The sequence below is a fragment of the Rhodanobacter sp. UC4443_H10 genome, from assembly GCF_052978325.1.
Map to the genome: position 1 here is coordinate 1,993,641 of NZ_CM129668.1, position 12,277 is coordinate 2,005,917.

Here is a 12,277-nt window from a genome sequence, read left to right on the forward strand (position 1 = left end):
TCCTGTCGCAAGAACGCATCACGGAAGGGCCAGCTGCTTCAGGATCGACGCCACCACCAGGCCGAAACCGGTGCCGAGGATGTAGCCGAGCAAGGCCAGCAGGATACCCACCGGCACCAGCGCGGCCGAATAGCTGGCCGCCAGGATCGGCGTGGCGGCCACGCCGCCAATATGCGCCAGCGAGGAGATGCCGCACAGGTAGAGGTCGAAACGGAACAGCTTGGCGAAGCCGATCAGCAGCAGCGCGTGGATCGCGATGACGGTAACGCCGCACAGCAGGTACAGCGGTGCCGCGGCGATGCCGTGGAAGTTGCTCTGCGAGGCCAGCACCGCCACCACGCTGATCAGCAGGGCGCCGGAGATCGTGCTGGCGCCCGGATAACGCGCCAGCGGCGTATGCGCCACCACCAGCCCTGCGCCGGTGGCCAGCAGGATCGTCCAGGTGGTCGCGCTCAACATGCTGGAGGTCGGCAGTTTCGTCGCCACCCAGCCAGCCAGCGCCGCCGCCAGCAAGGCCATGCCCAGCCACAGCAGCACGCTGTCGGGCGTGGTCGGGCCGGTGGGTTTCGTTTCCGCCAGCGGGATGTCGCCGCTGGACTTGGCCCGCGTCCAGCGGTTGAACGCCGGCGCCAGCCGCGCCACCGAAAACAGCACCACCACCCACATCGAGTAGCACAGCGCGTCGGTCAGCAGCGACATCGCCAGCAACTGGTCGGACATGTCGATCGCCTGCTTCACCGCGATCATGTTGGCGGTGCCGCCGACCCAACTGCCGGACAACGCGGCCAGCGGTTGCCACTGGTCGCCCGGCAGCCAGTGCCGGTAGATCAGGAACGCGCCGATGAAGGCCACGAACAGGCTCACCGAGGTGCAGGCGAACACGGCCAGCACGCGCGGCCCCAGCCGCCAGATCGCGCGCAGGTCGCAGTTGATCATCAGCAGGAACAACAGCGCCGGCACCAGGTGCGAGACCAGCATCGTCTGCGCCGCATGGATCTCGTCGTTGACCTGCCACAGCCCCGACACGGCCAACGCGGTCACCAGCAGATAGGTCAGCACGATCGGCGGCAACACTGAGAAGACCTTCCAGCCGTAGCGGCGCTCGATCGCCGGAAACACCCCGGCGGCCAGCAACATCACCGCCAGGTAGGGCCAGACCGTTTGGATCACATGCGTCCCCTCGTGGTTCGTGCGCGGGCCTGTGCCAGCCTCGCTGTCGTGTCGGCAAGGAATAGCTGATTCGAGCCGAATTGGTTTGAAGCATAAATTATTGACCAGCATTTGCAAGCGTGTTACACAGCCATTTCAGGGGATCGGATGCGGAGACGCCGCTCGATGGATACACCATTGCCTGCCACCACGAGAATACGACGCCATGCCCGGGCCGCGCGCCTGTTGCTGGTGGCCGCGCTGGCGCTGTCCGCCGGCCTGCCGGCGGGGGCGAGCGTGGGCAGCTCACCGCTGAATCCCGTCATTGCCCAGATCGACGCCGGCCATTTCAAGGCGGCGCAGGCCGCGATCGAGACCGCGCTGGCGCAGCCGGGCGTGTCGGCCGAGCAGCGCCAGGCACTGCTGTTCCAGCGCGAGCGCATGCGCCGCATCCTGCTCGACTTCACCCTGAGCGCGGACGAGGTCGAGGCGCGCGTGCGCAAGCAGATCCCCGACCTCACCGACGCCGAGTTCGCGAAGTGGAACGCCGCCGGCCTGTTCGAACATCAGGTCATCGACGGCCGCACGCTGTACTTCAAGCGTTCGCCCGGCAACCTGTTCCGGCTCAGCCCCGAGGCGGTGGCGCGGCGCGCGGTGCAGGCACCGATTACCGACGGCCCGATGGAATCGCTCAACGACCACCAGCGCGCGATCTTCCACGCCGCGCTCGACCAGCATCGCGCCAGCGTGCTGCCGCAGCGCCTGCGCATGACGCAGACACTCACCGTCGACGCCGATGCGGTGCCCGCGGGCAAGATCGTGCGTGCGTGGATTCCCTACCCGCAGGCGATCCCCGGCCAGCAGGAAGACATCCGCTACGTCGCCAGCGTGCCGGCGAAGCACGACATCGCGCCGAAGTCGGCGCCGCAGCGCACGGTGTACCTGGAAAAGCCCGCCGTGGCCGGGCAGAAAACCGTGTTCTCGATCACCTACGAACTGACCTTGCTGGCGCAATACCACGCGATCGACCCGGCCAGGGTGCAAGCGGAAACCATCACCCCGGAGCTGGCCCCGTTCGTGGCCGAGCGCGCGCCGCACATCGTGTTCACCGACGCCATGCGCGCGTTCTCGCGCAAGGTCGTGGGCGAGGAGAAAAACCCGTACCGCATCGCGCAGAAACTGTTCGCCGCGGTGGACCGGATTCCCTGGGCCGGCGCGCGCGAGTATTCGACGATCTCCAACATCAGCGACTACGCGCTGCACGCCGGCCACGCCGACTGCGGCCAGCAGACCCTGCTGCTGATGACCCTGCTGCGCCTCAACGGCATCCCCGCGCGCTGGCAGTCCGGCATGGTGTTCGCCGCCGACGGCAGCGGCTACAGCAACATCCACGACTGGGGCTTCCTGTACCTGGCGCCGTACGGCTGGGTGCCGATGGACGTCACCACCGGCCGCCTGCATCCGGCCGCGGGCGACGACCCGGCGCTGGAGTGGTTCTACCTCGGCGGGCTCGACAATTGGCGCATCGCCTTCAATGCCGACTACGGGCGCCGCTTCGAGCCGCCCAAGCACCACTTCCGTTCCGACGACGTGGATTCGCAGCGCGGCGAGGCCGAGTGGGACGGCGGCAACGTGTACTTCGATCAACTGGACTACGACTTCGACTGGCAGGTGCTGCCAGCGGAGCACGGACGCGGCGGCAACTAACCGGCAGCTATTCACAAAAACTGGCATCGACGGCGTCGATGGGGAGATGGGGAAATGAGCAACAGTCGCAGCTTGCGCAGAACCGTACTTTGCATGGCGCTTGGCATGGGCCTGGCCTCGCTGGCCGTGCCTGCCGCCTTTGCCGGCAGCAACGACGGCGCCGTGGTCGGCCACACCGCGGCGGGCGCGGTGGTCACGGTGACCAGCACCGACACCGGCCTCACCCGCAGCGTCACCGCCGATGCCAAGGGCAACTACCGCTTCCCGTTCCTGCCGGTCGGCACCTACACCTTGCAGAGCAGCGGCGGCGGTGCCGCGAGCGAGCCGATCAACGTCACGGTGAGCCTGGGCAACACCACCACCGTCAACGTCGGCTCGGCTCCGACCGCGACCGAACTGAGCGCGGTCACGGTCAGCGGCTCGGTCCTCCCCGGCGTCGACGTCACCTCCACCGAGTCGGCCACCAACGTCACCCGCGAGCAACTGGCGCGGCTGCCGGTGGATCAGAACATCACCTCGGTGGCCGTGCTGGCGCCGGGCGTCAACAAGGGCGTCGCCGGCTTCGGCGGCATCTCCTTCGGCGGCTCGTCGGTGGCGGAGAACTCGTTCTACGTCAACGGCCTCAACGTCACCGACTTCTACAATCGCAACGGCTTCTCCTCGGCGCCGTTCGCGTTCTACCAGGAGTTCCAGGTCAAGACCGGCGGCTACTCGGTCGAGTTCGGCCGCACCACCGGCGGCGTGATCAACGCGGTGACGCGCTCGGGCACCAACCAGTTCAAGTACGGCGCCGAGCTCACCATGGAGCCGGCCAGCTGGCACTCCCGCGCCGACGACCACTACCGCGCCGACGGCACGCGCTACCTCACCGCCAGCCGCGACCGCGACGCGCTGGCCAAGCTCAACGTCTACGCGTCCGGCCCGATCGTGAAGGACAAGCTGTTCTTCTTCGCCATGTACGAGGCGCGCGACTCCTCGCCGGAGAACACCAACGACGCCGGCACCACGCTGACCAAGAACAGCGCCGACACCGGCTTCTGGGGCACCAAGATCGACTGGCACATCACCGACGCCAACCTGCTTGAGTTCATGGCCTTCTCGGACAAGAACAGCAACGTGGGCGACGTCTACGACTACACCTACACCGGCGACATCACCGGCAACAAGACCAACGAGATCTACACCGACACCGGCGGCAGGAACTGGAACCTCACCTGGACCAGCTACCTCACCAACGACCTGTCGATGAAGCTGATGTACGGCCGCAACGACCGCGAGTCGTTCAACCGCGGGCTCAGCGACGTGGAATGCAACCGCGTGGCCAGCGACGGCAAGATCGCCCTGCCCGGTGTCGCGCTCGGCTGCACCACCAACTCATCGGTGAGCCATCGCAACGACGTGCGCAAGCAGGCGCGCGCGGACTTCGAGTGGACGCTGGGCGACCACCTGCTGCGCTTCGGCTTCGACCACGAGCAGAACACCTCCGACTACGAGCGCTACTACCCCGGCCCCGGCGCGATCTACTACAACGTGTACAAGGCCGACCCGGGCTCCTCGATCTCCAACCCCAACGGCGGCGGCGTGATCCCGCCCGGCTACACCGGCTACGTGCGCGCGCGCCGCTACGAGATCGCCGGCAACTTCGAGACCACCAACTCGGCGTACTACATCGAGGACAACTGGCAGGTCACCTCCAACCTGCTGCTGAACGCCGGCATCCGCAGCGACGGCTTCGACAACAAGGGCGGCGACGGCAAGAGCTACATCAAGATGGACAACATGATCGCGCCGCGCGTTGGCTTCTCGTGGGACATGAAGGGCGACGGCAGCACCAAGCTGTTCGGCAACCTCGGCCGCTACTACCTGCCGGTGGCCAACGTGATCAACATCAAGCAGGCCGGCGGCCTGCTCGACGAACGCACCTACTACGCCTTCGGCGGCTGGCAGATCGAGGACCGCAACGGCTCGCAGTACGCCATGCCGATCCTCGGCCCGCAACTGGGCGGCGTCGACACCTCGCAGGGCGACGGCACCGTCGGCGACCTGCGCTCGGAGGTCGACCACGACATGGACCAGGTCTACCAGGACGAGGCGATCCTCGGCTTCCAGCAGATGATCGACGACAAGTGGTCGTGGGGCGTCAGCGGCACCTATCGCCGCCTGCACAACGCGATCGACGACATGGAGATCAGCGCCACCGCGCAGTGCGGCGAGGATGGCTACATCGGCTGGGTGATGGCCAACCCCGGCTCCAAGGTGCAGGTGTGGGGCGACTCCAACTGCGACGGCACCCCCGACGGCTACATCACCGTGGACACCTCCAAGGAAGGCTGGGCGATGTACCGCCAGGATGGCGTCGACGCCGACGGCGACCCGATCATGACCTACATCGGCCAGCGCGGCTGGGTGAAGCCCAAGCGCAGCTATACCGCGGTGGAGTTCCAGATCAACCGCGCGTGGGACGACCAGTGGGCGTTCAACGCCTCCTACACGCTGTCGTGGAGCCGCGGCAACGCGGAAGGCCCGGTCAACTCGGACACCAACTTCGACGACACCGGCCGCACCGAGAACTTCGATGACCCGTGGGTGAACTTCGGCGGCGACGGCTACCTGCCCAACGACCGGCGTCACCAGTTCAAGCTGCGCGGCACCTACGCGCTGACTCCGCACTGGCAGCTCGGCGCCGACCTGCAGGCGCTGTCCGGCACGCCGATCACCGGCTTCGGCGTGGGCAACCCGTTCGACGCGTCCAACTACCACAGCTACTACACCTGCGTGCAGAACTGCGATTCGGAGTTCTCCGCCGACCGCGTCTATGTGAACTCGCCGCGCGGCAAGTACGGCCGCACGCCGTGGACCTACAACGTCGGCGCCAGCGTGAGCTACATCCTGCCGATCGGCGACACCGGCCGCTTCAAGGCCAAGCTGGCGGTGTACAACCTGTTCAACACCCAGCAGACGCTGAACGTGGACCAGGACCTGCAGACCACCATCGGCAACGGCACCAGCGACACCTTCGGCGACGGCATCAGCTTCCAGGCGCCGCGCTTCACCCAACTCACCCTCAGCGTGGACTTCTGAACGTACTCCCCTGGCGGCGACCCACACGGAATGGTGGGTCGCCCTTTTTTTGCCCGCCCTGCGGGCGACCGACAATGGCCCGCCACTGCCCATGAACCACCTCCACGCCACGCCGGCCGCCATGCCCGGCAACCTCGCGGCCGCCGGTACGCCGGCGCCGCGCTGGCTCGATGGCGTCGACCTGCAGCGGCTGGCCGAACGCATCCCAACCCCCTTTCACGCCTATTCCGCCAGCGCGATCCACCAGCGCATCGACGCACTGAAAACCGTGCTGGCCGGCCTCGACGCCACCATCTGCTTCGCGGTCAAGGCCAACCCCAACCTCGCCATCCTGCAGCTGATGGCCGGCGCCGGCGTCGGTGCCGACATCGTCTCGGTCGGCGAACTGCGCCGCGCGCTCAACGCCGGCATGCCGGCCGAACGCATCGTGTTCTCCGGTGTCGGCAAGAGCGCCGACGAGATCGCCGGCGCGCTGAACGTCGGCATCATGCGCTTCAACGTCGAATCGCTGGACGAACTGCATACCCTGCAGCGGGTCGCGAAGGCTCAGGAAGTGACCGCGCGCGCCGCCGTGCGCATCAACCCCGACGTGGACGCGCAGACCCACGCGAAGATCTCCACCGGCAAGTCGGAGAACAAGTTCGGCGTCAGCATCGACGAGGCGCGTCGCTGGTTCGCCCAACGCAAGTCGTTCGACCACGTGCAGCTCGACGGCCTGCACGTGCACATCGGTTCGCAGATCCTCAGCGTCGAACCGTTCCGGCTCGCGCTGCAGCGGGTCGCCGCGTTCTGGCGCGAACTCGAGCAGGCCGGCCATCCGGTCAACAGCATCGACGTCGGCGGCGGACTGGGCGTGCGCTATCGCGCCGGCGTGGACCAGCCGGTGGCCGCGGCCGATTACGTCGGCGCGATCCGCGAGGCGCTGGCCGGTTTCCGCGGCCGCCTGCTGCTGGAACCAGGCCGCTACCTGGTCGCCGAGGCGGGCGTGCTGCTGACCCGGGTGATCCGCGTCAAGCCCGGCATCGAGCGCACGTTCCTGGTGCTGGACGCGGCGATGAACGACCTGCAGCGGCCCAGCCTGTACGACGCCTGGCACGACATCGTGCCGGTAGCGGACGAGCCGCGCCCGATGACCACCTACGACATCGTCGGCCCGGTGTGCGAGACCGGCGATACTTTCGCCCGCGCACGCGAACTGCCCGAATGCGCGGCCGGCGACCTGTTGCTGATCAAGGCCACCGGCGCGTACGGTACGTCGATGGCCTCCACCTACAACTCGCGGCCGCTGGCCGCCGAGGTACTGCTGCAGCGGGGCCGCTACGCCGTGGTGCGGCGGCGGCAGCATTTCGAGGAAATGATCGCCGGCGAACAGCCGGCCCGGAACTGGGAAACGCCATGAACACGACTGTCCGCCTCGCCCTCCTCGCCGCCTTGAGCCTGGCTGCCGCGCTGCCCGCGCAGGCACAGCAGGATCCGCCGGTCACCATCGACACCCACGTCGACATCCCGTTCAACTACATGGGCGAGCCGCGCTTCGACGTCGGGCACGACACCCGCCTGCTGGTCGACCTGGGCAAGATGGAGCGCGGCGGCCTGAACGCGGCGTTCTTCGTGGTCTGGGTGCCGCAGCACAAGCTCGACGCCGCCGGCTATGCCAAGGCGGTGAAACAGGCCAGCCAGAAATACGACGGCATCGGCCGCATGCTGATGATGTATCCCGACCGCATCCGCCTGGCCACCACGCCCGAACAGCTGCTCGCCAACCACAAGGCCGGCCTGCTCTCGGCGACGATCGAGATCGAGAACGCCTACTCGCTCGGCCACGACATCCGCCGCCTCGACGCCGCGTTCGATCGTGGCGCGCGCTCCGTTGGCCTGGTCCACGTCGGCAACAACGACCTGTGCACCAGCTCGCTGCCCGACACCGAACACGGCGAGCCGGCGATGAACAGCGCCGGCGACAAGGGCATGAGCGACTTCGGCCGCGCCGTGGTGAAGCGCGCGAACGAACTCGGCATGCTGGTCGACATCTCGCACGCCTCGGACAACTGCGTGCGCGATGCTCTGAAGGCATCCAGCACGCCGATCATCGCCTCGCACTCCGGCGCCCGCGCCGTGCTCGACCACCCGCGCAACCTGCCCGACGACCTGCTGCGCGCGATCGCCGCCAAGGGCGGCGTGATCGACGCCGTGGCCTACAAGGAGTTCCTCAAGCACGACCCCGGTCGCGCGGCCGCCGAGAAGGCGCTGCAGGAACGCGTGGCGAAACAGGCCGGCGAGAAGGAATACGACAGCGACAACGACGACTACCGTCCCGAGATGGAAGCCGGCATGGCCGCGATCCAGAAGCAATACCCGCTGGCCACCCTGGACGACTACGTGAAGCAGATCCGCCACATGGTGAAGGTGGCCGGCATCGACCACGTCGGCATCGCCTCCGACTTCGACGGCGGCGGCGGCATCACCGGCTGGAAGGACGCCAGCGAGACCCGCAACGTCACCGCCGCGCTGCGCAAGGCCGGCTTCAGCGACGAGGACATCGCCAAGCTGTGGGGCGGCAACCTGCTGCGCGTGTGGGGCGAGGTCGAGCGCCATGCCCAGCACTGACCCAACGGGTTTTCTCCCTCCCCTGCGACCGAAGGAAGTCCCCGTGCGGCAACGCAGGGGAGGGTCGGGTTGGGGTGCTCTTGCTTTGTTGCTCCTGCTCGCCGTCCCAGTTGCCACCGCTCAAACCGCCAACCCCGCCTACGACAAGATCGTCGACGCCACCGTCGCCCGCTACCACCTGCCAGGCATCGCCGTGGGCGTGATCGAGAACGGACAGGTCGTCTACACGCGCACCGTGGGCGAAACCGTCGCCGGCTCGGGCCAGCCGATCACCCCGCAGACGCTGTTCAAGATCGCCTCCAACAGCAAGGCGATGACCACCGCCCTGCTCGGCCGGCTGGTCGACCAGGGCAAGCTGCGCTGGGACGATCCGGTGACGAAGTACCTGCCGCAGTTCCGCATGCACGATCCGTGGGTCACCGCGAACATGCGCGTGGCCGACCTGCTCACCCATTCCAGCGGCCTGCCCGAGGGCGGCGGCGACCTGATGCTGTGGCCGGAGCCGAACGCGTTCACCCGCGCCGACATCATCCACGGCCTCGCCTTCATCAAGCCCGGCTACAGCTTCCGCTCGCAATACCAGTACGACAACCTGCTCTACGTGGTGGCCGGCGAAGTCGCCGCCGCCGCGGGCGGCGCGCCGTACGAAACGCTGATGCGGCGCGAAGTGTTCGAGCCGCTGCACCTGGACCGCTGCCAGGTCGGCGCGTGGAACCGCGACACGGTCGGCGACGTGGCCACGCCGCACCGCCGCGACGGCGGCCGCAACGTGCCGATCCCCGAAGCCGCGGCGATTCCCGCGATCACCTCGGCCGCCGCCGGCGGCATCCGCTGCGACCTCACCGACATGCTGGCCTGGGCGCGCAACTGGCTGGTGCCGACCCACGCACAACTGCAGTGGCTGTCGCCGGTGCAGCGCGGCGTGCTGCAGGCACCGCACATGCTGATCCCGGTTTCCGCGCAACGCCGCGCCTGGGACAACAGCCACATCATGGCCTACGGCTACGGCTGGCGCATGGCCGACGTCGACGGCCAGTGGAGCGTGTGGCACACCGGTACGCTGAACGGCATGTACTCGATGCTGGCCCTGCTGCCGGACCGCAAGAGCGGCTTCGTGTTCATGATCAACGGCGAGGCGGACGACGCACGCACCGTGCTCGGCGAAGTGCTTATGAAGCATTTCACCGCGCCCGACTCCAGCCGCGACGTGCGCTGGTACGCCGACGCGCTGGAGCAGCAGGCGAAGCAGCGGTCGCCGTCCTCGTCCGCCCCGGACACCTCGACGCAGCGACCAGCCAGCACCGCCGAACTGGCGCGCTGGAGCGGGCAGTATCGCGACCCGTGGTTCGGCGACGTCATCCTGTGCCCGCGCGATGGAAAGATGCATTTCGCCGCCGCGAAGTCGCCGACGCTGGCCGGCACGGTGATGCGCCTGGGCAAGCGTTATTTCGTGCACTGGGACGATTCGGCCGACCTGGATGCCTGGCTGGATTTCCATGCGGCCACCGCCAGCCAGCCGATCACCCTGCGCATGGCCAAGCTCGACCCGCTGGGCGACTTCAGTTCCGACTACGAGGACCTCGATTTCCAGCGCGTGGGGAGCTGCCACCCATGACCAACCCGTCGCCCATCACCGCCGGCAGGAGCCCGCTTGCGGGCGATGCTCCCGTGCCTGGCGGAAGAAAAGGCATCGCCCGCAAGCGGGCTCCTGCGAAAGCCGGGCATCTGATCGCGTTTGCCCTGCTCGTCGCCGTCAGCGGCATCGCCCACGCGGACCAGCCGCCGGCGCTGTCGCCGGCGACGACTGCCGCCGCGGCGAACCTGGTCGACATCCGCACGCTGGTGCGGGACATCGCCGAGGACATCAAGTACGCCGGCAGCGACAACTTCATGGGCACGCCGGCGGACGGCTACCGCGCGCCGGCCTGCCTGCTGCTGCGCCCGGTCGCCGAGGCGCTGGCGAAGGTCGAGCACGAGCTGCGCGCGCAGCACCGGCGCCTGAAGATCTGGGACTGCTACCGCCCCGCCCGCGCGGTGGCGCACTTCGTGCGCTGGGCGCACGACCTTTCCGACCAGCGCACCAAGCCGCAGCACTACCCGCGGCTGGACAAGTCCGAACTCCTGCACGGCTACATCGCGGACAGCTCGGGTCACAGCCGCGGCGCCACCATCGACCTGACCATGCAGCAGTGCGCCGACGACGGCACGCATTGCACGCCGCTGGACATGGGCACCGATTTCGATTTCTTCGACGTGCGCGCGCACACCGACTCGCCCGAGGTCACGCCGCAGCAGCACGCCAACCGCCTGCTGCTGCGCGATGCGATGCAGCGCGAGGGCTTCCGCAACTACCCGATGGAGTGGTGGCATTACACCCTCGAGCCGGAACCGACCCCACACACGATCTACGACGTGCCGGTGCAATGACCGGCCCGGAGCAACCATGCGCCGATACCCGTAGGGCGGGCACTGCCCGCCGGCTCTTCGGCGCGGCGCAACGCGCTTCGCAAATGCGGCGGGCAGTGCCCGCCCTACGAGGCACGATCAACGAGGGGAGATCCGCCATGCATAGACTCTTCATCGGCCTCGCCGCTGCCACCCTGCTCGCCGGCTGCGGCGGAACCAAGCCGGTCGATCCGGTCGACGCGCTGATGGCGCCCTACGCCGGCGACGTGCCCGGCGCCTCGCTGCTGGTCATCAAGGACGGCAAGGCCGTCGTCGATCGCAGCTACGGCCTGGCCAACCTCGAGGACGACGACAAGGCCACGCCGGCCACCAACTATCGGCTGGCCTCGGTGAGCAAGCAGTTCACCGCCGCGGCGATCCTGCTGCTGGCCGAACAGGGTCGACTCACGCTGGACGATCCGATACGCCGCTGGCTGCCCTCGCTGCCGCAGACGACCTCCGCCGTCACCCTGCGCCAGCTGCTCGACCACACCGGCGGCCTGGTCGACTACGAAGACCTGATCCCGCCCGGCACCACCGGGCAGGTCAGCGACAACGACGTGCTGCGCATGCTCTCCGCCACCCCGAAGACCTACTTCGCGCCCGGCACCGCCTACCGCTACAGCAACACCGGCTACGTGCTGCTCGGTCTGGTGGTCGAGCGCGCCTCGGGCTACAGCCTGCCGCTGTACCTCAAGCAGCAGATTTTCCAGCCGCTGGGCATGAATCACACGCTGCTGTACGAGAAGGGCGGCCCCGACGTGGACGACCGCGCCTACGGCTACAGCGAGGTGGGCGGCCAGTGGATGCGCACCGACCAGAGCGTCACCAGCGCCACCCGCGGCGACGGCGGCATCTATTCCTCGGTCGAGGACCTGGCGAAGTGGGACGCCGCGCTGTACGACGACCGCCTGCTCAGCGACGCCTCGCGCAAGCTCGCCTTCAGCCCGCACGTGAAGGTCAGCGGCGAACCGTACGAGGCCAGCTACGGCTATGGCTGGCGCATCACCGGCGACACGCTGTGGCACTCCGGCGAAAGCATCGGTTTCCGCAACGTGATCGTGCGCTGGCCGAAGCAACACCTCACCGTGATCCTGCTCAGCAACCGCAACGAGCCGGAGCCGTACCGCACTGCGCTGGAGATCGCCCGGCCGTGGTTGCGTTGACCACGACCATCACTTCACCGTCATTCCAGCGCAGGCTGGAATCCAGTGAAGTACGCGTGCGAAGCACACAAAGTCGATTTGGTGTGCTTCGCACGAATCGCCTGACTGGATTCCAGCTTGCG

At 67.9% G+C, this 12,277-nt stretch carries 8 protein-coding genes; 7 read left to right on the forward strand and 1 reads right to left on the reverse strand.

The window, feature by feature from the left end; all coding sequences use genetic code 11:
- Positions 1-18: 18 nt before the first annotated feature.
- The gene (locus tag ACVCMB_RS09300) at positions 19-1,170 is read right to left on the reverse strand and encodes a DUF819 family protein (protein WP_395120165.1); all 1,152 of its coding nucleotides are present in this window, start codon (positions 1,168-1,170) and stop codon (positions 19-21) included.
- Positions 1,171-1,335: 165 nt separating this feature from the next.
- On the opposite strand from ACVCMB_RS09300, the gene ACVCMB_RS09305 reads away from it, so the two are divergent.
- The 7 genes from ACVCMB_RS09305 to ACVCMB_RS09335 all read left to right on the forward strand — a co-directional run bounded on the left by ACVCMB_RS09305 (position 1,336) and on the right by ACVCMB_RS09335 (position 12,155).
- Positions 1,336-2,856, forward strand: a complete 1,521-nt coding sequence (locus ACVCMB_RS09305; RefSeq protein WP_447106755.1) for a transglutaminase-like domain-containing protein — start codon at positions 1,336-1,338, stop codon at positions 2,854-2,856.
- Positions 2,857-2,910: 54 nt separating this feature from the next.
- Positions 2,911-5,937, forward strand: a complete 3,027-nt coding sequence (locus ACVCMB_RS09310; RefSeq protein WP_395120167.1) for a TonB-dependent receptor — start codon at positions 2,911-2,913, stop codon at positions 5,935-5,937.
- Positions 5,938-6,028: 91 nt separating this feature from the next.
- On the forward strand, positions 6,029-7,336 hold the full coding sequence (lysA, locus tag ACVCMB_RS09315) for a diaminopimelate decarboxylase (protein WP_447106756.1): 1,308 nt from the start codon (positions 6,029-6,031) through the stop codon (positions 7,334-7,336).
- Positions 7,333-8,544 (forward strand): dipeptidase, encoded by a 1,212-nt coding sequence (locus ACVCMB_RS09320; protein ID WP_447106757.1) that lies wholly within the window; start codon positions 7,333-7,335, stop codon positions 8,542-8,544. Before lysA ends, ACVCMB_RS09320 begins: the two co-directional genes overlap by 4 nt.
- Positions 8,531-10,159 (forward strand): serine hydrolase, encoded by a 1,629-nt coding sequence (locus ACVCMB_RS09325; protein ID WP_447110562.1) that lies wholly within the window; start codon positions 8,531-8,533, stop codon positions 10,157-10,159. Before ACVCMB_RS09320 ends, ACVCMB_RS09325 begins: the two co-directional genes overlap by 14 nt.
- Positions 10,156-10,971 (forward strand): M15 family metallopeptidase, encoded by an 816-nt coding sequence (locus ACVCMB_RS09330; protein ID WP_447106758.1) that lies wholly within the window; start codon positions 10,156-10,158, stop codon positions 10,969-10,971. Before ACVCMB_RS09325 ends, ACVCMB_RS09330 begins: the two co-directional genes overlap by 4 nt.
- A gap of 137 nt (positions 10,972-11,108) precedes the next feature.
- Entirely contained in the window at positions 11,109-12,155 is a 1,047-nt protein-coding gene (locus ACVCMB_RS09335) for a serine hydrolase domain-containing protein (protein WP_447106759.1), read from the forward strand.
- Positions 12,156-12,277: the final 122 nt, after the last annotated feature.

Coding starts and splice junctions, on each gene's coding strand:
- ACVCMB_RS09305 (WP_447106755.1), top strand. CDS start 1,336: ATGGATACACCATTGCCTGCCACCACGAGAATACGACGCCATGCCCGG.
- ACVCMB_RS09310 (WP_395120167.1), top strand. CDS start 2,911: ATGAGCAACAGTCGCAGCTTGCGCAGAACCGTACTTTGCATGGCGCTT.
- lysA (WP_447106756.1), top strand. CDS start 6,029: ATGAACCACCTCCACGCCACGCCGGCCGCCATGCCCGGCAACCTCGCG.
- ACVCMB_RS09320 (WP_447106757.1), top strand. CDS start 7,333: ATGAACACGACTGTCCGCCTCGCCCTCCTCGCCGCCTTGAGCCTGGCT.
- ACVCMB_RS09325 (WP_447110562.1), top strand. CDS start 8,531: ATGCCCAGCACTGACCCAACGGGTTTTCTCCCTCCCCTGCGACCGAAG.
- ACVCMB_RS09330 (WP_447106758.1), top strand. CDS start 10,156: ATGACCAACCCGTCGCCCATCACCGCCGGCAGGAGCCCGCTTGCGGGC.
- ACVCMB_RS09335 (WP_447106759.1), top strand. CDS start 11,109: ATGCATAGACTCTTCATCGGCCTCGCCGCTGCCACCCTGCTCGCCGGC.